Annotated in this window: 21 protein-coding genes; 9 read left to right on the top strand and 12 right to left on the bottom strand. The window is 46.7% G+C overall.

Translation table 11 applies throughout. The features are described 5' to 3' along the window. The first annotated feature begins 167 nt into the window (after nt 1–167). Together EXU57_RS15595 and EXU57_RS15590 are read left to right on the top strand one after the other, a co-directional pair. On the top strand, nt 168–3,341 hold the full coding sequence (locus tag EXU57_RS15595; RefSeq protein WP_133269157.1) for a TonB-dependent receptor: 3,174 nt from the start codon (nt 168–170) through the stop codon (nt 3,339–3,341). A 275-nt stretch (nt 3,342–3,616) separates the two neighbouring features. Further along, nucleotides 3,617–6,061 (top strand): M14 metallopeptidase family protein, encoded by a 2,445-nt coding sequence (locus EXU57_RS15590; protein WP_243745615.1) that lies wholly within the window; start codon nt 3,617–3,619, stop codon nt 6,059–6,061. Between the two features lie 71 nt (nt 6,062–6,132). On the opposite strand, the gene EXU57_RS15585 is transcribed toward EXU57_RS15590, so the two are convergent. The 6 genes from EXU57_RS15585 to EXU57_RS15560 all read right to left on the bottom strand — a co-directional run bounded on the left by EXU57_RS15585 (nt 6,133) and on the right by EXU57_RS15560 (nt 10,429). Further along, nucleotides 6,133–6,426: a hypothetical protein gene (locus EXU57_RS15585; RefSeq protein ID WP_133269155.1), complete on the bottom strand. Its 294-nt coding sequence runs from the start codon at nt 6,424–6,426 to the stop codon at nt 6,133–6,135. 85 nt (nt 6,427–6,511) lie between these two features. Further along, complete coding sequence (locus EXU57_RS15580) at nt 6,512–8,002, bottom strand: malate:quinone oxidoreductase (RefSeq protein ID WP_133269154.1); 1,491 nt, start codon at nt 8,000–8,002, stop codon at nt 6,512–6,514. Nucleotides 8,003–8,216: 214 nt separating this feature from the next. Then, nucleotides 8,217–8,531, bottom strand: coding sequence for a DUF3817 domain-containing protein (locus tag EXU57_RS15575; RefSeq protein ID WP_133269153.1), 315 nt, complete (start codon nt 8,529–8,531; stop codon nt 8,217–8,219). A gap of 139 nt (nt 8,532–8,670) precedes the next feature. Further along, nucleotides 8,671–9,366 carry a class I SAM-dependent methyltransferase gene (locus EXU57_RS15570; protein ID WP_133269152.1) on the bottom strand — a complete coding sequence of 232 codons (696 nt, stop codon included), beginning with the start codon at nt 9,364–9,366 and terminating at the stop codon, nt 8,671–8,673. Nucleotides 9,367–9,380: 14 nt separating this feature from the next. Beyond that, entirely contained in the window at nt 9,381–9,929 is a 549-nt protein-coding gene (locus EXU57_RS15565; RefSeq protein WP_133269151.1) for an ORF6N domain-containing protein, read from the bottom strand. Between the two features lie 134 nt (nt 9,930–10,063). Continuing rightward, a complete protein-coding gene (locus EXU57_RS15560; protein ID WP_133269150.1) occupies nt 10,064–10,429 on the bottom strand; it encodes a hypothetical protein in 366 nt (121 codons plus the stop codon). A gap of 495 nt (nt 10,430–10,924) precedes the next feature. Here EXU57_RS15560 and EXU57_RS15555 point away from each other — a divergent pair, with 495 nt between their 5' ends. Then, nucleotides 10,925–11,212 carry an RNA recognition motif domain-containing protein gene (locus EXU57_RS15555; protein WP_133269149.1) on the top strand — a complete coding sequence of 96 codons (288 nt, stop codon included), beginning with the start codon at nt 10,925–10,927 and terminating at the stop codon, nt 11,210–11,212. A 44-nt stretch (nt 11,213–11,256) separates the two neighbouring features. Here the strand turns inward: EXU57_RS15555 and EXU57_RS15550 are convergent, their stop codons facing one another. Together EXU57_RS15550 and EXU57_RS15545 are read right to left on the bottom strand one after the other, a co-directional pair. After that, complete coding sequence (locus EXU57_RS15550; protein WP_133269148.1) at nt 11,257–13,740, bottom strand: PKD domain-containing protein; 2,484 nt, start codon at nt 13,738–13,740, stop codon at nt 11,257–11,259. Between the two features lie 114 nt (nt 13,741–13,854). Continuing rightward, complete coding sequence (locus EXU57_RS15545) at nt 13,855–15,009, bottom strand: XdhC family protein (RefSeq protein ID WP_133269147.1); 1,155 nt, start codon at nt 15,007–15,009, stop codon at nt 13,855–13,857. A gap of 498 nt (nt 15,010–15,507) precedes the next feature. On the opposite strand from EXU57_RS15545, the gene EXU57_RS15540 reads away from it, so the two are divergent. The 4 genes from EXU57_RS15540 to EXU57_RS15525 all read left to right on the top strand — a co-directional run bounded on the left by EXU57_RS15540 (nt 15,508) and on the right by EXU57_RS15525 (nt 19,905). After that, the gene (locus EXU57_RS15540) at nt 15,508–15,738 is read left to right on the top strand and encodes a hypothetical protein (protein ID WP_133269146.1); all 231 of its coding nucleotides are present in this window, start codon (nt 15,508–15,510) and stop codon (nt 15,736–15,738) included. A gap of 132 nt (nt 15,739–15,870) precedes the next feature. Then, a complete protein-coding gene (locus EXU57_RS15535; RefSeq protein WP_243745614.1) occupies nt 15,871–17,820 on the top strand; it encodes a glycoside hydrolase family 97 protein in 1,950 nt (649 codons plus the stop codon). 35 nt (nt 17,821–17,855) lie between these two features. Next, a complete protein-coding gene (locus EXU57_RS15530; protein WP_133269145.1) occupies nt 17,856–18,680 on the top strand; it encodes an alpha/beta hydrolase in 825 nt (274 codons plus the stop codon). Nucleotides 18,681–18,966: 286 nt separating this feature from the next. Then, nucleotides 18,967–19,905: an ROK family protein gene (locus tag EXU57_RS15525; RefSeq protein WP_133269144.1), complete on the top strand. Its 939-nt coding sequence runs from the start codon at nt 18,967–18,969 to the stop codon at nt 19,903–19,905. Nucleotides 19,906–19,964: 59 nt separating this feature from the next. Here the strand turns inward: EXU57_RS15525 and EXU57_RS15520 are convergent, their stop codons facing one another. After that, on the bottom strand, nt 19,965–20,345 hold the full coding sequence (locus EXU57_RS15520) for a response regulator (protein WP_165958166.1): 381 nt from the start codon (nt 20,343–20,345) through the stop codon (nt 19,965–19,967). A gap of 218 nt (nt 20,346–20,563) precedes the next feature. On the opposite strand from EXU57_RS15520, the gene EXU57_RS15515 reads away from it, so the two are divergent. After that, on the top strand, nt 20,564–21,172 hold the full coding sequence (locus EXU57_RS15515) for a hypothetical protein (RefSeq protein WP_133269142.1): 609 nt from the start codon (nt 20,564–20,566) through the stop codon (nt 21,170–21,172). 30 nt (nt 21,173–21,202) lie between these two features. Here EXU57_RS15515 and EXU57_RS15510 read toward each other — a convergent pair whose 3' ends face one another. The 3 genes from EXU57_RS15510 to EXU57_RS15500 form a co-directional block, all read right to left on the bottom strand. Continuing rightward, nucleotides 21,203–21,496 (bottom strand): chaperone modulator CbpM, encoded by a 294-nt coding sequence (locus EXU57_RS15510; protein ID WP_133269141.1) that lies wholly within the window; start codon nt 21,494–21,496, stop codon nt 21,203–21,205. A 15-nt stretch (nt 21,497–21,511) separates the two neighbouring features. Then, complete coding sequence (locus EXU57_RS15505) at nt 21,512–22,399, bottom strand: DnaJ C-terminal domain-containing protein (RefSeq protein ID WP_133269140.1); 888 nt, start codon at nt 22,397–22,399, stop codon at nt 21,512–21,514. A gap of 170 nt (nt 22,400–22,569) precedes the next feature. After that, a complete protein-coding gene (locus tag EXU57_RS15500) occupies nt 22,570–23,136 on the bottom strand; it encodes a DUF4142 domain-containing protein (RefSeq protein ID WP_133269139.1) in 567 nt (188 codons plus the stop codon). Between the two features lie 217 nt (nt 23,137–23,353). Here EXU57_RS15500 and EXU57_RS15495 point away from each other — a divergent pair, with 217 nt between their 5' ends. Further along, nucleotides 23,354–24,073 (top strand): hypothetical protein, encoded by a 720-nt coding sequence (locus EXU57_RS15495; protein WP_133269138.1) that lies wholly within the window; start codon nt 23,354–23,356, stop codon nt 24,071–24,073. The last annotated feature ends 30 nt before the right edge of the window (nt 24,074–24,103 follow it).

Below are 24,103 nucleotides of genomic sequence, written 5' to 3'. Positions count from 1 at the left end.
CCGGGATGAGCCGTTTATATTTGCATGTTCGGGATAATCTGTCAAAAAATTTGAACACCTAAACAGCGTTTCTTTAATTCAACTTGGCTTAGCTAATATTGCAACAGGAACGTTGAGCCCTATTTTTACAAACTTCAACATCTCCTATCTATCCATAAATCAACATCATGAGAAAATTCGCCTCAACCATGCGTTTCACAGGCTTATTTGCCGCGGCTTTGTTTTGTACGCTCGGTGCGTTTGCGCAAGGAATTATCAGGGGTACCGTAAAGGACTCTACCCAGCCGCTTGAAGGTGCTACCATAATCCTGAGGGGTAGTGAGGCCGGCACCCGTACCGGCAGTTCAGGCAATTTTGAGTTACGCGTACGGCCTGGCAGCTATACCATAGTAATCAGTTATGTTGGTTACGTTTCGCAGCAGCGTCCGGTAACGTTAACGAACGGGCAAACTGTTGACCTTGACATTACGCTTCAAAAAGAACAAATGTTGCAGCAGGTAACGGTATTGGGCTCGAGATCATCTACCATCCGCACCAATACACAAACAACTGCCCCTGTGGATGTATTTACCAGCAGGGAACTGATACTAACCGGGCAGGTTGAACCTACCCAAATGATCAACTTTGTTGCACCATCTTTTAATTCGTCCCGGCAGACCATTTCCGATGGAACTGATCATATTGACCCGGCTACTTTACGGGGATTGGGTCCTGACCAGGTGCTTGTGCTGATTAACGGTCGTCGCCGCCACAATACCGCATTGTTAAATGTAAACGGAACGATTGGAAGAGGCTCAGTAGGTACAGACCTTAATAGCATCCCTGCTTCTGCAATAGAGAAAATAGAAGTGTTGCGCGATGGTGCGTCCTCTCAGTACGGCTCGGATGCGATCGCCGGGGTGATCAACCTGGTATTGAAGAAAGACTACAACAAAACAAATGTCAACCTGCACGCAGGTCAGCAATATGCGGGTGATGGGAGGGTGTTGGGTGTTGCACTTAATCATGGGTGGCGGATTGGTAAAAAGGGCTTTTTTGATGTTTTTGCAGATGTGCGTTCAAGAGAGGCAACCAATCGCTCCGGTGATTTTACCGGCACCGTTTATTACAATGTGCCGGGCGGCGCCTCCCCATCCGTTAGAGACAGTATTGTTCGACTCGACAACGATCTGATCAGGCAGCGCGGGTTTAGCCGGAAAAACAACCTTGCAGTGGGAAATTCCGCAGTTGATAATTATGGCTTTATGATCAATGCAGGAGCGCCAATTTCTGAGAGGGTCAATTTTACCCTGAACGCTGGTACCAATTACCGGCAGGGTAGTGCTGCAGGATTTTACCGGTACCCCAAACAAACGGCCCAGGTTATTGCAGATCTATATCCTGATGGCTTTCTACCGCAAATCAATTCTGAAATCAGGGACAACAGTGTTTCGGCCGGTGTTGATGGTGAAACCACGAATGGCTGGAAGTGGGACCTGAGCAATACTTTCGGCAGTAATTCTTTTCGCTTTATGATTGACAACACCAACAATGCTTCGCAGTTTGCATTGGGTGCTAATGCGCAAACCCGTTTTTACGCAGGAAAACTGCAGTTTGCACAAAATACTGCCAACTTAAACCTGGCAAAAGATTTTGGAACAAAGTTGGGCCTGAAATCTTTTAACGTTGGTTTGGGGGGTGAATTCAGGATCGACAATTACAAGATCAGGCAAGGTGAAGAGGCCAGTTACACAAACTATGATCCGGCAAGCGGTCGTGCCGGGGGTGCCCAGGTTTTCCCGGGTTTTCAACCAACAAATGCGGTTGATGAAACCCGTTATGTTTCCGCTGGTTACGTAGATATTGAGACGGACCTGACCAACAAGTTCCTGGTGAATGTAGCAGGCCGGTACGAGGACTACAGCGACTTTGGTGGAAATTTTGCCGGTAAGGTTTCCGCCCGGTATACGATATCTAATGCCTTCACGCTAAGGGGTACCGTTAGTAATGGCTTTAGGGCACCAAGTATGCACCAGCGTTATTTCAGTACCGTTAGCACCGTTTTTATCAGCAATGGAACTTCGTTGGTGCCGGTGCAGCAGGGTACTTTCCGCAATAACAGCGCAGTTGCGGAAGCGTTTGGTATCCCCTCGCTTAAGGCAGAAAGGTCGAACAATTACAGCGTGGGTATTACGTCAAAACCCGTGCGCGGTGTAAGCGTAACTGTTGACGCCTACCAGATAGAAATCAAAGACCGAATCGTGTATTCCGGTAGTTTCACCAAAAACAATCCCACAGTTGCCACCTTACTGGCGAGTTTTCCTGATGTGACCGCAGCTGTATTTTTCTCTAATGCCATCAACACCCGCACGCGAGGTCTCGACATCGTAGCAAACAGTAATAATAAAATGGGTAAAGGCACATTAGACATTACCCTCGCCGGAAACTTCAATCGTACCAGGGTTGTGGGCGACGTAATTACTTCGCCAAAACTTCCGGCCGACTCATTAAACACCAACACTTTGTTTAGCCGGGATCAACGGGCTGTAATTGAAGAAGGTCAGCCAAGAAACAAGGTGATGTTAAACCTGAATTACCGGATTGGCAAAATCGGTTTCATGCTCCGCAACACCAGGTTTGGTGAGGTGGCTACAAAAGACAGGGTAAACCCGTTATTAGATGAGTCGTTTGGGGCTAAGATCGTGACCGACGCCAGCATCACTTTCAGACCATTAAACTGGGTGAACATAACCCTCGGAGCTAACAACATTGCAGATGTATATCCCGATCGCCTTACGAAAGTGGGCAACCAAAACGAAGGCCGGTTTATTTACAGCCGGGCTGCTACGCAATTTGGTTTCAATGGTGGTTACTACTATACAAACCTCAATTTTGATCTTGGCGGCTTCAGGGCCAAGAAGCAACCCAAACCTGTACCACAGGCACCAATGATGCCGAGGCCGGCACCCCCGGTTGAGAAGCCGGCTGATACCGATAATGACGGAATCCCAGACCGGATCGATGCTTGTCCTTCAGTTGCGGGAACTGCTTATACCAATGGCTGTCCCGACCGTGATAAGGATGGCATCGCCGACAAAGATGATAAGTGCCCGGATGTAGCGGGGATCAGGCCTTTTGGCGGTTGTCCCGATACGGACCATGATGGCATCGAGGATTCAAAAGATAAATGTCCCACCCAGTTCGGCTCTGCGAAATACAACGGTTGCCCGGTACCAGATTCAGACGGAGATGGATTAAATGATGACTACGACAAGTGTCCGAATGTTCCCGGCAACATTGCCAACAATGGTTGTCCGTTAGAAAAAAGCCCGGTTAAACAACCAAAGAAAGCTGGCCAGTAGTTTGTCAATCTAGCTTACACAGAAGCAGTCAATCCTGGCTGCTTTTGTTGTTTACGGAGCAGGCCAACCAGAACTGAAAGCCAATCATTTTTTTAATTGTTTGCCAACATCATATCTTCAGTCATCAGTGGCTGCTGAGCCCCTTTTTGCTCTGTGCCATACTGATGATCCTGTTTACATCAGCAAAATCCTAGTTACCCATGTATCGCCTTTTTTCTTCCGGAAAACTATTGTGTTCTTGTACGCTTGTACTCCTGGCGTTATTTTGCTTTCCGATGATTCATGCCCAATCGGTGCAGACCCCCACGCAATTCCTGGGGTACCCGCTTGGCAGTAAGTTCACGCCGCACTATAAAATTGTAAACTATTTCCACTCGGTTGCACAAGCAAAATCCGACGTGGTTAAGCTGGAAAAGTATGGTGAAACCTATGAAGGCAGGGAACTGCTGCTAACCTATATTTCGTCTCCTGAGAACCTGAAAAATCTCGAAGCGATCCGTCAGAATAATCTTGCTGTTGCCAGCACAAATCCCGGTTCTGCAGCTGCTGATGCTCCCGTAATCGTCTGGCTAAGCTATAACGTACACGGCAACGAGGCCTCTTCATCAGAGGCTGCCATGCAAACCTTATTTGCATTGGTGGATCCTGCAAATTCGCAAACCAAAGAATGGCTCCGGAACACTGTTGTAATCATTGATCCATGCCTTAACCCGGATGGTCGTGACCGGTACGCGAACTGGTATAACTCGGTTGTGGGAAAATCGCTTGATGTGCACTCCCAGTCGAGGGAGCATAGTGAACCATGGCCGGGCGGACGAACAAACCACTATAACTTCGACCTTAACCGTGACTGGGCATGGCAGACCCAGGTAGAATCGCAGCAAAGATTGCTAAAGTACAATCAATGGCTACCGCAGGTACACGTCGATTTTCATGAACAAAGCTTTAATCAACCTTATTATTTTGCCCCGGCCGCAGAGCCCTTTCACGAGGTAATAACTCCATGGCAACGCGAGTTTCAAACTTCTATTGGTCGTAACAATGCAAAGTATTTTGACGCCAATGGCTGGTTGTACTTTACCCGCGAACGTTTTGACCTGTTTTATCCCTCTTACGGGGATACCTATCCAACTTACAATGGTTCAATCGGGATGACTTTTGAGCAGGGTGGAGGTGGACGTGCCGGGCTTGGCGTAATTACGCAGAATGGGGATACACTCACCTTGCTTGACCGGTTAACACACCATTATACAACAGGCCTATCTACTATTGAAGTTGCATCGCAGAACAGGGCCAGGCTAATAAACGAATTCCGCAAGTTCTTCGACGACAGCCGGGCGGGAAAAGGTAATGCGAACAAAACCTATGTTATTACCACCAACAACCGCGATAAACTTGCCGGGGTAGAAGATGTGCTCCAGAAAAACGGGATTGCTTATGGCTTACTGTCATCACCATCGTTTAAAGGCCTGAACTATCGAACAGGACGGGAGGAACGTGCGGAAGTAAAAAGGTATCACCTTGCAATCAGTACGGCTCAACCAAGGTCGGTGATGGCCAAAGTACTGTTGGAGCAATCAAGTGCCCTGGTGGACTCACTTACTTACGACATTACCGCGTGGTCGCTGCCTTTTGCACACGACGTAGATGCTTATGCCGTAAAAGATAATCTTCCCATGCGAAAGGTTGATTCCATTGTAGCGCAAAAACCAGTGAGTGCCTCAACCTATGGCTACCTGGTAAATTACCAATCGTTCCAGGGAGCAAAATTCCTTTCGCGGCTGCTTAGCAATAACATTAAAGTACGGTTTTCGGAGAAGCCATTCACCTATCGCGGAAAAGCGTATGAGCGCGGAACGTTGATCATCCTGAACAAAGGCAACATTCCAAAGCTGCAGGAGGTGTTGAACAAAATGGTTGAAGGCTCATTTGTTCAACTCGAACCCATCGAGAGTGGTTTTATGGACAAGGGACCGGATGTAGGTTCGTCAGATGTCCGCTTTATCCGTGCGCCAAAAGTAGCCATGCTGACCGGTGAACAGGTATCTTCCCTTTCTGCAGGCGAAATATGGCATTTGTTTGAACAAAGCCTCGAGTACCCGTTAACCCTGATTAATGCCGCAGATTTGGGTCGTGCCTCGCTGAGGGATTTTACAGTGCTGATCGTTCCTGACGGAACCTACCGGACACTTACAGATAAGGTGACAACAGATAAACTCAAAGAATTTGTAAGAACGGGAGGCAAGATCATTGCACTCGAGCAGGCTGTTAAGCAATTGGCAGGGGGCGATTGGGATATAAAGGCAAGGGAAGATAAAGAAGAAGAGAAGACTGACTATGGGCTGCTTAGGCAGTATGAAAACCGGGAGCGTGACCTGGCTACAGGGAGCATACCGGGAGCGATATACCGTGTGCAATTAGATAACACTCACCCATTGGCTTTTGGCTACCCGGAAACCTACTATACGCTTAAGCAGGATGCTGCGGCTTACGAATTTATCAAGCAGGGTTGGAACGTGGGCTACCTGAAAAAGGATAACTATATTTCAGGATTTGCTGGCGTGAAAGTGAAAAACAAGCTAAAGGACGCACTTGTTTTTGGTGTGCAGGAACTGGGAACGGGTTCCGTAGTATACCTGGCAGATGACCCACTATTCAGACTGTTTTGGGAGAATGGTAAACTGCTGTTTTGTAATGCGGTTTTCCTTGTCGGGCAATAGCATTGGACGTCATATATAAATGCAATGGCCGTTTACGATCGTAAACGGCCATTGTTTAATTAAATCCTGTTTTATACTGCTTGCCGGGTCATCACTTTCGAACCCTGGAGTTTATTAGCATACTGCCAAACCCACATAATAGTGAATGAAGGGATGAAATCCGTAAACGGTAATATTTCCTCGGCAAAGTTAAACACCGCGCCAAATGCACCTTTGGCACCACCAAAGGTTTTGTAAAACATGAATGCCGAGATTGGTGCCCACACCAAATCAGCAAATTCTCCCAACACGGGTAAAGCAAAAGTTGCGTACCCAAGGAGGTCCATAATAATACAAAAAACCAGTGAAGGATGTTGTTTCTCCATTTCAGATTGTTTGAGGATTAGTATCAAATAACCTACCAATTTCAACACCGCAATTCTGAGGCGGTTCACCAGTATTACTTTGTGCTTAATCAATACCTAAAACTTCGTTACTGTGTGTCCGAACCCTGTGCAGTAGTTCAGCATTGCTACCGAGAGATTCGCCGAAGGAAGGAACCATTTTCTTTAACTTCAATTGCCACTCAGGTGTTGTGTATTTGTCGGTGAAGCATTTTTTAATCAGGCTTAACATAATAGACACCGCTGTAGACGCACCCGGCGAAGCACCGAGCAATGAAGCAAGAGAGCCATCGGCTGCGCTTACTACCTCGGTACCAAATTCGAGTATTCCACCTTCTTCTTCGTCTTTCTTAATCACTTGTACCCGTTGTCCGGCTACTTCCAGCGCCCAGTCCTCAAGTTTTGCCGAGGGCACATATTCTCTTAACAGGTCGAGCCTTGATTCAGGTGTTAAACGAACCTGGTTGATCAGGTAACGGGTCAACGGAATATTGCGGACCCCTGCTGCAAGCATTGGGTAGATGTTTGAAAACCGGATTGACTTAATCAGGTCGAAAAAGGAACCTTCTTTCAAAAACTTGGTCGTAAAACCAGCGTACGGACCGAAGAGCAATTCCTTCCTGCCTTTGATGTAACGACTGTCAAGGTGAGGAACCGACATGGGTGGAGAACCCACTGCAGCGAGGCCATACACCTTAGCATCATGTTGCCCGATCACCGCAGGGTTTGTGCACCTCAGCCATTGGCCACTCACCGGGAAGCCACCAAATCCCTTGCCTTCGGGAATACCTGATTTTAACAGTAAGGGCAAGGCCCCGCCACCTGCGCCAATGAATACAAATTTCGCTACCACCTTTCTGACTTCGCCGGTGTTGATATCGCGAACCCGAACCTGCCACCGGCCCTTTCGGTCCTGCCGAAGCCTTCTTACTTCGTGATTATAGTGTAGGGAAACGCCTTTCGACTTGCTTAGCATTTTAAAAAGGCAGCGGGTGAGCGATCCAAAGTTTACATCAGTACCAATGTCCATCCGGGTGGCTGCCACGGGGGTATTGCGATCCCTCCCATTCATTACCAATGGCATCCACTCGTGCAATTTTTCAAAGTCTTCAGAATATTCCATTCCCCTGAAAAGGTGACAACTGGTAAGTGCCTCATAACGTTTTCTCAGGTATTGTACATTCTCATTGCCCCATACAAAGCTCATATGCGGAATGGGTTTGATAAAACTTTCCGGCACATCTATCAGGTTCTGCTCAAGCAGGTATGTCCACCATTGTTTGGACACTTCAAAGGACTCCGCAATCTTTACCGCTTTGGTAGTATCAATGCTGCCGTCTTCTTTTTGCGGTGTGTAATTTAGTTCACAAAAGGCCGAGTGCCCTGTGCCTGCATTGTTCCAGGCATCGGAACTCTCGGCTGCAGCATTATCCAATCTTTCAAAAATCTGCATCGTCATGCCGGGCTCCAATTGTTTCAAAATTGTTCCAAGCGTCGCGCTCATAATGCCTGCTCCAATAAGCAAAACATCCGTTTCAGTTGTGTTAGTTTCAGCCATTGCCGTAATTTATAAATTGGTCAATAAAACAATGCCACACCAATAGCGTGTTGGCAGTACTAAGCAAGCAAATCGTTGAAGGATATTAGCGTTAGAAACGCTTATGAGTCTAAGTCTATAGCTTTTTACAGGCAAGAGCAGTTGACAGGCGAGGAAAACCGACCGCTAAAAATTGAAGTTGCATTTTTATGCGGCAATCGGTTAAGTGTAAACTTTATAGACTGGACCCCATCTTTGCCTCTTCTTGTTTTAAAGATTTGTCGAATAAGAAAGTGCCAAACGGCACGAAGGCAGCAATAAAGGCGAGAACCAGTTTTTTGAATGGCCATCGTTTTTGAAAATATACGATAACGACAGCCAGGCTGAATAAAACGAAAAGCAGTCCATGGAGCCAGCCCACAATCTTCACCATTTCGGGCTTCCCGGCCATATACTTTAATGGCATTGCAATACCTAGTAGAACAAGCAGAGAGATGCCTTCTGCAAGTCCGATTGCCCTTAATTTGCCAAGGTTGGTTGAAAGGTTCATGATGATTACCGGGTTTGGCCCCGGCGCCGCAAATGTAGTATTGAATTACCTGAAGCCGGGAAAATTACGGGATGAAATCCTGTTTCTATATCGTTGTCCCGGTTGAGGTCGATACTACCGAAGCTATAGTTAGCGAGGCCTAAGCTTTTGCCAGTGTCAGGCGGGTAAGGTATTGACCGTATTCATCTTCAAACAGTATCCTGGTTTTGTAGCCATTTAACCGTGCTATTTTCTGCATGGTGGACCGATCGATATAAAGCCACTTAAACCATTTCGTAAGCTCATTTTTGTATTCGTAACGGTAATCGATTTCGCCATAATAATGCTGCATGACAGGCATAGGATCTTCATACAGGTACGACACGTCAGAGGAGTCGAAAATCAGTTGCCCCCCATCCACAAGCAGGGTTTTAAATGTTTTTAGCAATAAGCTGAAGTTGTCAAGGGTTCCGGTTAATCCAATTCCATTCATCAGCAACAAAATCGTTTGGTAGCGTTCTCCTGCATATTGGAATATATCGGCCCGTTCCACTTTTTTCACCTGCCGCATCTTCATCAACTTACATGCGCCAGGCGAAATATCCAGTGCAGTTACGTCATAGCCCCGGTCCTTCAATACAAGCGCATGGCTGCCGGCTCCGGCGCCAACATCCAGCACTTTGCCTTTACACCTTGCCAGTGCCAGCAGTTCGAGGGTGGGCATTTTCTTTTCTTCCCTGAAGTAAATTTTGAGCGGCATTCGTTCTTTACGACCATACCGATTGTGTATCCACAGCTTGCCCGGGTCATCACCAAGATATTGGTCCATTAATGCCCGTCCTAATATGTCGCCCATGCAGGTTGATCAAATTACTTTTTGAAACCGATACGTTCCCGTGTAGCAAAGGCTTCTTCTTCCTTTTTTTTGTCGACAAGAAAGTTTAAAGCTTCGTAGATATCGGTGAATTGTTTATTGGTATGTTTCTCCAGTTCGGCAAGTTTTTCCGCCAGCTCTTTATACTGCTGCGAAAGTTGGCGAAGTGCGATAAAGGCGCGTACAATTGCGATGTTCATTTTTACTGCCTTTTCGCTGCGCAGCACACTCGCCAGCATGGTAACGCCATGCTCGGTAAATGCATACGGAAGGTAGGTGGCACCCCGGTGGCGGCCCCGACTCATCACATTTTGTGATGAGTTGGAGAGTTGTTCTTCATCGATCAGGGTTTGGGATCGCACCCATGCCCATTCTTCGGAAGTAAGCCTGAACATGAAGTCTGCCGGAAAACGGGTTTTGTTCCGTTTTACTGCCTGGTTAAGGACCCTTGTTTCTACGTCGTACAGTACAGCTAGGTCGTAGTCGAGCATGACACGCTGTTCGCGGATGTCAAAAATTTTTTGTTGGATTAAAACAAGATTCATGAATGATCCTTAAAGTAAACATCAAGATAGTACATCTGAACTAACCCTGCCGGTAGGCAGTATAAAAAACAAAAAGCCGGCGTAACCGGCTCTAAGTTTTGTACATGTATCCTGTTAGCAACAAGCGTTCGCCTTTAATCCATTTTGTCCTTTAGCTGATCTGCCGCAACATACTGTTTAACGCCTTTCTCATCCACCCAATAGTATTTCGAGTGCTTGTCGATATAGATCGTTTGTCCATCCGGCCCAGTCTTACCTTTATACGTTTTATCTTTTACTTCTGAAAAGCCCTTGCTTGCAACCTCAGCGGTTTTATTGCCCAACTTTTTTGCGCCCTTTCCTACCGCTTTGCCTGCGCTTTTGGCCCCCTTACCAACCGCCTTACCCGCGTTTTTAGCACCTTGCTTGACTTCCTGAACCACGGTCGTGTCTTGTTGAGCAATCACTCCGGAAGAAAAAAGGATTCCCATTACCAGGCATAAACCAGTAATCTTTTTCATATTTCTTTGATTTAATGTGAATTGTATTGGTAACAGAAGGTGTTGTTTCTAAAATGATGCCACCTTAAAGCTGTTTGCGTTAATGTTTGCAGCAGTATTCTTACTTGAGTTGGGGGGGGTGAACAGGATGATAAACCGGTCGGGTACAACCCGAATTGAATCGTGCTGCCCGCACAGACAAAGATTTAATTATCATAAAACCTGAAGTAAGTAGGGGTAAATGGAAGCTGTATTTATCCCTAAACAGCATTGGTAAGATCGCCGGATCCCCCTGGGAGGCTAAAATCGGGAGGTGTTGTGCATGCGTCAACACTAGTGTTTGCATCCACATGCCAGGTATTAGCATCAGTGCATTGAGTGTTGAGTATTTGGATGATTTTAGAAAAAAAGGGGAACTCGCTGTGGAAAAATCTATGAATAACAATTTTGCTGAATACTTGTTATACAGTTACAGGAATAGCCATTTTTGTTATGTACTTTCGCTAAAACACTTCTATGAAAATTTTTGTTGCGGGGTTACCATACGATCTTGATGATGCGGAACTTACAGAAATATTTGAAAAGTTTGGAACGATTACCTCTGCAAAGGTAGCCATCGACAAAGAAACCGGTAAAAGCAAAGGCTTTGCTTTTGTTGACATGCCAAACAAAGAAGAGGCACTTGATGCAATAGAAAGCCTTCATGATCTATCGCTGGGAAAAAAGCCCCTGGTAGTTAAAGAAGCGGAAGAGCGTGGATCTAAGCCAAGCCCACCGCGTACCGGAGGATTCAACAGGCGATAACATACCTGCTTTGAGGGTTTTGCGCAGATGACGGACTTTAAGTCTTAACGGATCAGGACACTTGTACCTTTTCGGGTATAAGTTTTACCGTCAACCCCAATGCCTTCAGCAGCCCATACCACGGTTTGCGATTGTTGCGGAACACCCTTCACCGTACCATCCCATCCCGGCCTGTCCGAGTGCATCTGGTACACGAGCTCGCCCCAACGATTGAACACCCTAAAGTAACGCACCTGGACTATACCCATTAGAACCGGGTGTAAAAAGTCGTTTCTGCCATCATTATTAGGGGTAAATGCAGTGGGCACATACATCTCCACCTGTTTAACCGTTTTTACCTGCAATGAATCTACAGTGGTGCAACCTGCCGCTGTTTTAATTGCTATCGCATAAGCCTGGTCGTTTGCTCCGGTAAACATGGGCCGGTCACTGGTGCGCGTGTTCAGACTTATCCCTGGTGTCCACAAGATGGAATCACCAAAGTTGCGCGACTCCAGGGGTAACGGAAGGTTAATCACAGCGTACTTATCTGGGTACCTTATCCCATTCCGGGGCCGCTCAACAACAAGTGTTTGCCTAACCGTATGCAGTGGCGTGGGGCACTGTGGTGTATTTACCGAAAGGCTGATACTGTAATTGCCTGGTAATTTAAACACCTGTGCAGGTGGGGTACGCAAAGTAGATGTTTGACCATTACCCAGGTTCCAAAGATATTGGACGGGCGAGCCAAGGGTGTCGGAAGTATTATTTACAGGCTGCGCCGGAAGGTCAACGCAAACAGGACGCAAAGAAAAGTCGGCAATCGCATTTGGGTACACCTGCACAGTAAAGTCCGTGCTGTCTGCGCAAACCTTATTGCTGCTTACAATCAGCTTCACCTTGTATACACCTGCACGTGGGTAACTGTAATTGATATCCCTACTCGTTTGACGGCTGCCATCACCCATTAACCAGGTGTATTCCATTTGCCCTATGCTATTTGTGCTGGTGTTGATAAATCCAAACTTGTTTCCTACCAGGCATTGATTTGCATTATCCGGTGGTACAAATCCGGAGGCGGGGATAGAGGCAATATTTACCTGTTGCACCGGGGTAGAAATACTACAGCCATCACTATTCTGAAGCGTGGCATAATAAGCTCCCGAAGTAAGCACTTTATACCGCTGCTGTCTCGCCCCCGGAATAGCAACATTATCCCGATACCATTGAATGCTGTCTGCAGCGGCCACTTGTAATACCGCGCTGTCACCCCTCCCCAGGCAGTAATCAGCAACTCCTGCCAGTTGTATCGTGTTGTTTATGATAGAAGCTTTTACAACAACGGTATCGGTAGTGATGCACCCCCCGCCATCATGGTTGGTGGTGAGCACATACGTGGTAGTACTATCAGGACTGGCGAGCGGGTTGGCAATATTGGGATTACTCAACCCGGCGGTCGGTCGCCATCGATAAACAAGCCCGGGCTTGGGAGGTGCCCCGACTTGCACCGGGGTTCGGTTACACGACAGCACATCTTTACCGGCATTTGAAACAACTGTTAGCGTGTCGATTAATTGGGCGAATAAGGTTTGTGGACAGCCATAGCCGGCATAAGGCACCAGCTTTACCGCTACCACGGTACCCGCAGCAGGTGGCGGAGACAGGGTAAGCACCTGCTGGTTGCCAAGTACCTGGCTCAGGTTGCTATTGTACCAGGTGTATCCCTGGTAGCCGTATGGTCCCGACACATTGATTGCCGTATCATCGCGACAATACGTTGCCCCGACAAAGGTTCCGCTGCATTCAGAGTTTACATCAATATAGGCGTATCCAAAATGGCGGCGAAACGTACAATCCGCCGTTTTGAAGAAGAGCCGTATCGTTTTGCCCGCATTACCGGAAAGGTTTATCGAAACAGGAGTCCAGTCTTTATAAAGCACAGGAGTATTAGATCCGGGGTTCGGCGAAACCTTAAACCCGGGCAGGGTTGTACCATATGGCCGAAACGTGAACGAGGCACAGCTGATAACCGTATTATCTGTTACGTTGGTGATTTCTATCTCCATACGGGGTTGTTCATTCTCCTGGTGATTTGGATCCTGGAAAACAACCGCATAGTTGTAAATAAGGGTATAAGCGTTTTCGTTTGCTGGAATAGTAAACGTATACGAAATGCCCTCTGCCTCACCGCCGCCCGAGGTATTGCCAAGCTTAATGGAGTGCCCGCTGCCATTAGGGCAATTGACCGGGAAACCACCAAATGGGTCAAGTCCGTCACCAGGATTAGCCGACATCATGGTATGCCTGTCGGCGATCGCTGAACCGGAAGGGGTAAGTGAGATGATATTCTGTCCGCTCACAGCAGCCACTGAACCGGTATGGCAGGTCCACCTGTCGAAGGTGGACGACTCAAAATCGATGTTCGGAGGGCAAAGTTGTGCATAAAGCCCGGCATTGTTGCCAGGGCAAAAGAATAGCAGTAAGGCACATGAAATTAAAAACCCTTTTATGGAGTTATGCTCTCTGTGCGGACAGGTCGAATTTTGCACTTCAGTGTTTATCCTTTAAAGATAAAGCATAAATGCATTCGTTATTAAGTTTAGCAAAGTGCTTATTTGGGTAGGTTTTGCCGGGTTGTTTTCCAAAGCTAACAGGGGCAATCTTCACTTAAACGGCTGGCCAGCTATGGGTTCTGTGTTTCTTTCATGTATTGCGGTTCGTTTTTCCCGCAGAAACTTACCCTTCCCATCTTCGAAAACCGCCATGACCTCTGCAACAATTGACAGGGCAATTTCTTCAGCTGTTTCCGCACCGATATCCAAACCAATCGGGCCATAAATCCCATTAGCCAAACTGAACTTGTCTGCAGGTTCATCAATACCGAGCTCGGCAAGCATACGTTCAAGCTTTTTTAGCGGACCAAGCATGCCGATATACCTGCATCCGCTTTTCAACAAGCCTTGTAAAATATCCCGGTCGTAGTTGAAATTGTGTGTCATCAAAACAAAGGCGGTGCGGTTGTCGATGTGAATGTTTGTGAGCGCATCACTCGCTTTTGCTACCACAACTTTTTTAGCATGCGGAAAACGCGCTGTTGTGGCATGGCTCGCACGCCCGTCAATAATTGTGGTATGCCATCCGGGTATATTTGCCGCAGTAACAACAGGAATTGCGTCGTTTCCTGCACCAAAGATCACCAGTGAAATCGGCGGTTGAATAAAGTCGAACAGGCCCGTGAAAGACTCACCGGTATATACAATGTCTGTAATCAGGGATTTACGCTGTTCTACTACCTGTAGTACCATAGGCCGCAGCAATGCATTTCCAGTCTCATGAGGATGCCCATTTATAAAGTTTTCATCCTGGTATAACAATACGGTTCCTGGTTGAAGCTGTAGAGATCGCTTTAGTGAAAACAAGGTCAGCAAGGTTGCCTCATGCCGATGCTGCGTGATTTTTTCAAGTAGCGCAATGGGGTTGTTGGGCCGGGCATTATCAATAGGCTCGAATAAGATGTGTACTATTCCGTTGCATCCCAACTGTACGCCAAACCGGGCGTCGTCCTCATCTGTGGTATCGTAAGTAACAAGTTTATTTTGCTGTTCCGAAATCGCCAGCAACGCTTTTCTTAATGCATCGCCTTCAAGACATCCCCCGCTAATTGCCCCGGTCAGCCGCCCGTCGTCTGTAACCAGCATCCTTGCACCGGGGCGGCGATACGATGATCCTTCGACATGAACCACTGTTGCAAGTGCCGACCGCAGGCCCGACGATTGAGCTTTTTGGTAAGCAGCAACAATGTCTTCAATTTCTTTCATTTGCTGATGATTTAGTCGAGCGCCGCAAATTGCGGACCCAATGTTTAAAGGTTTGCGGTTATACCATTCCACAACTGAATGCAACCTATCGGCTGTTGATCCTGCCTGCAAATTAGCAAATGCATCATTCTGTTTTAAAACACGCTTGCTCAAATTAACCCGTGCTTTTTTTTGGAGCCAGCTTGAGGAATTCTTCTCATCATCGTTGCCCGCCGGATGAACTCCCGCCAGAATGAATTCTTTCGGGCTGGCCGTTCTGACGCCCGCCCGGATGAACCGGTTCGGACGGGGGTGTCACTCACTTCTACGGTATGCTCTTTATTCAGCTTTGTTATCTGCCCATCAATATCCCACATACAGCTATAGCTCTTCAGGCGGTTTAAAAAGGACTTTTAATATCCCGAAGGGTTTACTGTTCAATTTCTATGAAGTTTTGCTGATGCGTGTATAATCCATAGTTTTAACCTGGCGCCATATACCTGTAAACCATTGAGCCGTATGAAACTTTTGTACTTTCTTTTCTTTGTTTGTTTTACTGCATTAGCCATTGCGCAAACCAGTGTTCCAACAAACATCTCCAGGCGCCGAGTTGCCCCACTGGCCGTTGGTACAATAACGCCAACACGGCAAACGCCTGCACATGATCCCATAATGATCAGGCAGGGCAAGAATTATTCTTTGTTTACAACCGTCAATGATGTTTCGGTATATTCTTCACCGCTATGGTAAGCTGGCGTTTGGAGCGTTCGGTTTTTGCCAGCCTAAGCAAAACGGTTTACTGATATTGGTAAACTTTTTTGGAGGGCTACCACTATTGGTTGTAGGGGTTTGTCCTACTTCTTTAAACATGATAAGCTGAATATGAAGAACAAGATAATAAACAGGTTTATGGTTTCTTGTTGCTGCCTGTTGCTGATTGGTGGCATATCTGCTCAATCGACAGGCGTACAAGTGTTGAGTCCGGATAAGAAAGTCGAGGTCCTATTTTCGATTAGCAAAACCGGAGAACCTGGTTACCAGGTGCGTTACTCCGGCAAACCCCTGCTTGCCCAATCACGGCTTGGACTCGTAAGGGATGATGGTGATTTTTCCACCGCGATGAGTCTTAATTCAACCTCACCAGTTCAAAAGATAGGTGACGTTTACCACATGGTACACGGCAAAAGAAAACAGAATAACTACCAGGCAAACAGGCGGATCATCCACCTGAAGAATGCTTCAGGAAAACCCTTTGATATCATTTTCCAGGTATCCAATGATGGCCTGGCCTTTCGCTACTATAATGCAGGTACTACAACCACCCGGCAGCAGGTTTTACGGGAAGTAACTGAATACCGTTTTGATGCCGGCGCGAGGGCATGGCTGCAACCCATGCAGGTGTCGAAAACCGGTTGGGAAAAAACAAACCCGGCCTACGAAGAGCATTACCAGCAGGATATACCGGTAGGTACCCCATCGCCAACAGGTGTAGGTTGGGTATACCCGGCCCTGTTCAGGCAAAACGATACCTGGCTATTGATCACTGAAGCAGGTTTGGATAGTAGCTATTGTGCAAGCAGGCTCTCGTCCGAGTCAGCGGGTGGCACTTACAGTGTCGCTTTTCCTGATCCGCGGGAAGTAATTAAAAACGCCAGCTTGTTACCGGTATCGCAGCTGCCTTTTTATTCGCCATGGCGGGTGATTACTCTTGGTGGTTTAAACACCATCATTGAGTCGGCACTTGGAACCGACCTGGCAAAACCTTCGGTTGTTACAGAGACCTCGTTTGTAAAACCAGGAAAATCTTCCTGGAGCTGGATCATGTCTAAAGATGACTCGATAGTTTATAGTGAGCAGAAGCGATATGTTGATTTTGCCTCCAGAATGAAGTGGCAATACTGCCTTGTGGATGCCGACTGGGACCGTAAGATCGGCTACGACAGGATTAAGGAGTTGTCGGAATATGCAGCCGGTAAAAACGTAGGATTGTTACTTTGGTACAATTCGGCCGGCGACTGGAATACGGTTAAATACACACCTAAAAACAAGTTGCTTACCCATGCCGACCGGGTAAAAGAATTTACCCGCTTAAACGAGCTGGGGATCAAAGGAGTTAAAATCGATTTCTTTGGTGGTGATGGTCAGTCGGTGATCGGTTATTACCTCGACATATTACAAGATGCTGCGGCGCATAAGCTCATGGTTAATTTTCATGGGGCAACACTGCCCAGGGGCTGGAGTCGTACCTATCCAAACCTGGTAACCACGGAGGCTGTGCGTGGTTTTGAAATGATCACATTTAACCAGGCGGATGCAGACTCTGCGGCAAGCCATTGTGCAATGCTTCCTTTTACAAGAAATGCCTTTGACCCGATGGACTTTACCCCTATGAATCTTTACCGGATACCAACCCAGGTAAAACGAAAGACGACTAGTGGATTTGAACTAGCCTTATCTGTCCTCTTTTTATCCGGCATTCAGCACTTTGCTGAGTCGCCTGCAGGTATGGAGCATGTGCCGGATTTTGTCCAAACCTTTTTGCAGGAGCTGCCTGATACCTGGGACGACGTTAAATTCCTGACCGGCTTTCCGGGTAAAAACGTTGTGCTTGCACGAAAGGCTGGAAACCGGTGGTACATTGCAGGGATTAATGCGGAAAAGGAAAACCGGAACATGCAGGTAGACTTAACCCAGTTCAAGAAATCGAAAGCAACCTTGTTTACCGATAGCGGGGATAACCAGCTTTTTAAACAAACCAGTATAAGCTTAAGCAACCCGAAACAAACGGTAGCGGTTTTGCCAGCCGGCGGGTTTGTGATGGTGCTTGAATAAAGGAAAACCATACTGTTCCATTTTAAAAGAAAACTATGCGCATTATAAAGCTGCTTGTTTTTTTGATTGTGTTGAACCTGGTAGCACCAGCCTTCGCGGCAACGGTAGATACTCTTGTCACCTTTAGCCCATCGATGCGTAAGAATATCAAGGCGGTGATCATTACACCTACAGGTTATAGCACTACAAAGCAATACCCTGTTGTATACCTGTTACACGGCTATGGTGGAAATTATGCCGACTGGGTATTGAAAGCACGTGGGTTTGAAAAGGCTGCCGATGTTTATGACCTGATAGTGGTATGCCCGGATGGTGGTATTGGTAGCTGGTATTGGGATAGCCCGGCTGATACTGCCTTTAAATATGAGACCTATGTATCCCGCGAACTGGTGAACTGGGTCGACAGCCGGTACAGCACAATAAAAGCGAGAACCGGCCGTGGTATCACCGGTTTAAGTATGGGCGGTCACGGAGCACTGTACCTTAGCTTTCGCCACCAGGATGTTTTTGGAGCTGCCGGCAGTATGAGCGGAGGGGTAGACATAAGACCTTTTCCGAACAACTGGGAGATGTTCAAACGACTTGGAAGGTATGCCGAGCAACCAGAGCGTTGGGAAAAATATACCGTGATCAATATGTTACACCTGCTTACGCCAAATACGCTTGCGCTTGCAATTGAATGCGGTACGGAAGATTTCTTTTATAAAGTGAACGAACAGTTACACGAGCAGCTGCTCCTCCGGAACATTCCGCACGATTATACCACCAGACCCGGTAGCCATAACTGGCCATACTGGACAAATGCCATTCAATACCAGTTGTTGTTTATGAGCAATTACTTCAATCGAAAACCTGTATAAGATGGGTGTAGGCTTTTCCATTTGGTTGGATGGTTCTTCTGTACCTATTTACAGCAGGACCATTGCTGCAAAGCGATAGTATGTACAAGAGTGCGACGCCGGCCCGGCTTTGCCATTCGGACGGGCAACCGGAGTTGCTTTATAGGAAATGTTTGGTCCATAAAAAAAGCTTTCAGATCAGGGACATGGGTGGAGCAGTGAACCTTTTTTGAAGCGCAATAACTTTTGCCCCGGCTGGCATAACTGTACTTTTGCAGGGGCACCAATACGCTAAAATATCTTCGATATGCAAGGCAAAAAGTTGTGGGGAGTAGACCTGGGTGGTACAAAAATCGAATGCGCTATTCTGGACGCAAACCTCGATACGATTGTTCGCCGTCGCATTGCTACGGAGTCAGCAAAAGGTTACGCGCACTTGTTGCAACGGATTAAAAAACTGGTAACCGAAATTGCAGAAGAGATTGGTGAACAGCCCTCGGAGATCGGATTTGCAACGCCCGGTGTGCTTGAACCAGACAGCATGGTGATGAAAAATTGCAATACCGTTTGCATGAATGGCGAGCCCATGCACAAAGATCTTGAGCATGTGCTTGGTGTGCCGGTAAAGCTTGCAAATGATGCAAATTGTTTTGCACTTGCCGAAACGGTGATGGGGGTGGGACGGGAACACCCTAATGCAAATGTTGTTTTCGGTGTTATACTAGGTACAGGAGTAGGCGGTGGTATTGTGGTGAACAACAGGATCATCGGTGGAAAACACGGGCTTGGTGGAGAGTGGGGGCACAATGAGCTAGAGGAAAACGGAGAGGAATGTTATTGTGGTAAACGCGGCTGTGTTGAACGGGTGATTTCAGGGCCGGCGCTTGAATCGTATTACCATTCGCTGAGCGCAGGGGAGCTGTCGCTAAGTGAGATTGACCGGAAATACCGGCATGATCCCGATCCATTTGTGTCTGCAACCATGGAGCGCCTGCTGGAAAATTATGGCAAAGCAATATCGGTGGTCTTAAATATCCTGGATCCGGATCTTGTAATCATCGGAGGAGGTGTTGGCAATATTGACCTGTTGTATTCAGAAGGTTACGAGCGTATAAAAAAATATATTTTTAACAATGGTAAGCTTACTACCCCGGTATGTAAGCCCGCTTTGGGCGACAGTTCAGGTGTTTATGGCGCAGCACTGCTTTGGGCAGATCCAAAGAAGTACGTGAGTCAATGTTTATAATGATACAACCTTTTGCAACCAGTAAGGTTAAGTGTTAATTGCCAAAGCCGTAACCAGGATCAGGCGATGTTTGACTGCAGATCGCCATCGCAGATATTTTTTACGAGTGAGGAAACTTCGCGGTAAGAATTCGGCTTGATGAAATAATGATTGGCGCCATTTGATAAACAGAACTCAATATCTTTTTTGTTTGAAGAAGTAGATAGAATGACGATGGGTACCTCGTCATACTCCTTTTTTCCGCGAATTTCGACCAGGCATTCCTTGCCATCTTTACAAGGCATATTCAGGTCGAGTAGAATAACGTCGGGGGTCGAGATATAGCCCAGCAGTTTAATAAGCTTTGCGCCATCTTCCGCTACAGAAAGCTCCAGGTCGGGGCATTCTTCGTTTAACGCGGTTTTAAATAGTTCAATGTCATCATTATCGTCTTCAGCCATAACGACGTGCTTAATTTGGGATGGCATAAATGTTATCAGGTTCTTGGGGTTGTAGGGAAAGGCGAAAATTACAAAATAATCCTGTTGCGAATGCAGCTTTGTAGAAACGACTGCCCAAACCTATTCTGTAGCCCTTTGAAACGGTTAATGCCGCACCGGATTGCGTTTCAAAAGCATGGCATCAAAATGACATATGTATTACACCAAAGCAATATGAAATGAACATTATAGATACCATTATTCCCGGGCAGCAGACTGGTTGGGAAAGTAATACGGAAGAAAAAGTTACAACTGCAAACCGGCAGGAAGCGGAACAATTATACGAACTGGCGAAATCGAGGTTACTGGATGTAAACCACTGGCACGAGCTAAAAAATATGCCGGCAACCTTTGCTCTAACCGACGGGCAGGGAAACCATGTAGAAGGTCCGGTAAAGCCAGATGTCTTTTTTAAGATCAGCATTCCAAGCCCGACTACCGAGTCAGGAGAGGGCTTCGACTGGGTGCAGGTGGAAGATGTATCGGAAATCAGCGATGCCGCTGCCGACAGGAAAGTGAGTTATATTATTGTGCACCCGGCACCAAATCCAACAACTGAAAAACACGATGATGCATCACATTTTTTTAGTCCTGAAGCTTCCAGTTGTTTTGTGGTTGCGCGCGATAAAAATGACGTTATCGCCGCGGTTTATGGGCGTAACGAAAAACCCAATGTTGGAACAGAAAGCCTGCTGGACAAAGCAAGGAATGTTATCGTGGCGATAGGTGCTGCTGTAGGTATGTCTAAAATTCAATGGAAGTCGCTGGTAAAGGGATTGCTTTCCTGACGGAAGGCAGTATTGCCCAGCCGCCCACGGCTAATAATCAAACGCACTTAACCGGCTTCTTAACACATTGACCTCCTGCTGCAGGTTTTCCACGCGCTCGAGCAGGCAATTGATTGCATCCAGGCCCTCGACGTTAATGTGAAGGTCGTAGTGCAACCTGATCATTTTTTCGAGCAACTGAAGCTTGCCGGTTTCAAGGAAAGGCTGCTCTTCAATGGTTTTTATTTCGATGAGCCCATACTCGCTAAGCGTATTGATAAAAGATATTTCAACCTGGTTGTGCAGGCAGAATTCCTGAGCATTTACCAGTTCTTCTCTCAGCATAACATTCGTTTTACATTATAATTTGGAAAGCTCGGTAAAGAGCTCTTTTTCCCGGGGAGTAAGTTTAGTTGGAATTTTTATGGCATAAGTAATGTACAGGTCGCCAAACTCTCCTTCTTTTTTGTACAACGGAAATCCTTTTCCTTTCAGCTTTATTTTAGTGCCATTCTGTGTTTCCGGTGGAACCTTAATTTTTACTTTGCCGCCAAGCGTATCAATTGTAACCTCACCGCCGAGCACTGCTGTATACAGGTCGATGTCGACCGTTGTATAAAGATCGTTGCCAACCCGCTTTAGGCTTGGATGGTCGGCGATTACAAAGGTGATGAACAGGTCACCGTTTGGTCCACCATTTACCCCCGGTCCGCCATGCCCGCTTAGCTTGAGTTTCTGACCATTTTCGATACCAGCAGGAACAGTGATCCGGAGGTTTTTACCGTTTACACTAATGGTCTGCTGGTGGGTAGTGTACGCTCCCTCTAGATCAATATGCAGTTCTGCATTGAAGTCCTGGCCGCGAAACTTCACGTTGCCCGAACTGCGACGGCCACCACCTCCACCGAACATTGAACTAAAGAACTCAGAAAAATCTTCCTCTCCAAAGTCGCCTGAGTATTCGTAATTCGCATTACCCTGATTTCGGGATCGGGAACCGGCAGCACGTTCAAATTGATCAGCGTGCTCCCAGTCTTTACCATACTTATCGTATTTCTTTCTTTTTTCGGGATCGCTAAGCACTTCATTTGCCTCATTAATCTGCTGAAATTTCTTATGTGCTTCTTTGTCGTTAGGGTTAAGGTCGGGATGATGTTTGCGGGCCAGTTTGCGGTAAGCCTTCTTTATGTCTTCATCTTTAGCGTCTTTGTTCAGGCCCAGGATCTTATAATAATCTACAAATTCCATTGGTAAAGTTTAGGTTCAACGCTGCGTTAATCTTCGTTAAATACGAGCAGCAATTTACAAATTAGGACATCAGCCTGCCAACTTTCACGAAACAAAAAAAGGTTAGAACTAATCTGCCTGGGTGAACAAGCGGTAAGATTAGGTCTAACCTTTGATAATTTAAAACCGGGTTATTTCAGGGATGCGTGTATCGCTTTGGCCATATCCAGGTGGTGTTGCAGTATGCGTATTTTTCCCTGCGCAAATGCTTTAATCTCAACGTCGGTTCCTGTGTCAGCCTGCTTTTGAAAGTGGGCAATGTCCTCTTCATGATCTTCAACCATGGCTTGCATATACGCTTTGTCGAACGCAGCACCTTTCTTTTGGGTTAGCTCATCGATGAGTTTCTGGTGATCTGCTCCGGGCTTAGTTGGCAACGTTATATTCTTTTTTTCCGCAAGATATTGCAGCTCCTGGTTTGCTTTTGAATGATCCATCGCCATTGATTGACCATACTCTTTTACCGGCGCAGCAGCGGCATTTTGTTGAGCAAGGTTTCCGAGGGTTACTTCAAGAAGACCACCACTTGCCGCTTCAACAACGAAACGGGTATCTTCCTCGCTTTTTTCATTGCTGTTAAACTTGTTTTCATTGCTTTCATTCGCCTGGGCCTCACTATCGGCCGGTTTGTTTGAATTACATGCAACAGCAAACAGCATTAAAAAATAGACGGTGGCGACGGTATAGTATAGTTTCATTTGAGCAGGTTTGGTTTGTAATGGTTTGAAAAAAGTATGCCATGGTAAGCAGGTGTTAGTTGCTGACTGAGCAGGGGTTGTTGTAGTAGTTTGAAAGCGATGCCTGAAGTTTGAGTGGCGCATGATGCTAAGCAGGAAAGCATTTATTGTTGTATAAACCTGCATTTAACCAATTGTTAAGGATGGTTGGGTTATTTTGGGTCAATTAATAATTCTGATGCATAAACTATTACTCGTCATAACTGTGTTTGTATTGTTTGCTGTAACCGCATCTGGTCAGGAGCGAACAATCTACGGTTTGTTGCAAGACAGTATCACGCATTTTGCCATTCCTGAAGGCCGGATAACCAATAGCAGAACATCGGAAAATGTTGTTTCGGATAAAGAAGGCAGGTTTAGGATTAAGGCTGCGCCAAATGACTGGATATCTGCCGTGGCGCCATCCTATCATTTCGACTCACTTACTTATTCAATTCTTTTCTCGGATACGATCACCATCTTTCTGGCCCCTTCCGGTAACCTGCTGCCCGGGGTTACTGTTACATCACAGTACACCAAATACCAGCTGGACAGTATGCGTAGAAGAGAAGAGTTTCAGAAGAACCTGGGCACACGTTTACCGGCAGTTTCAAGGGCAAACAACAGTGGCTTCGGGGTGGGCATTAATCTCGACAGGGTTTTCAAGCAAAAAGACCAGCAAAAGCGATCATATGAAAAAGGTTTTCCTGAGCGTGAGAAAAGCGCTTATGTCGGATACCGGTTTTCGCCCTATATAGTTGCTCATTTTACCGGCTTAAAGGGCGAACCGCTCCGGAAATTTTTATCCCGCTATACCCCCTCTTACGAATGGTTGCGCCGGCATCCCACCAACGAAGACGTGATGTATTATATAAACGAAAAGTTGAAAGAGTCGAGGCTGGACGGCACCAGGGGATAGGCTACTCAGTCTTTAGAATACAGCGGACCT

Origin of the sequence: Segetibacter sp. 3557_3, from assembly GCF_004354985.1 — a bacterium.
Taxonomy (GTDB): Bacteria; Bacteroidota; Bacteroidia; order Chitinophagales; family Chitinophagaceae; genus Segetibacter.
This window is presented reverse-complemented; position numbering and strand designations above follow the sequence as displayed.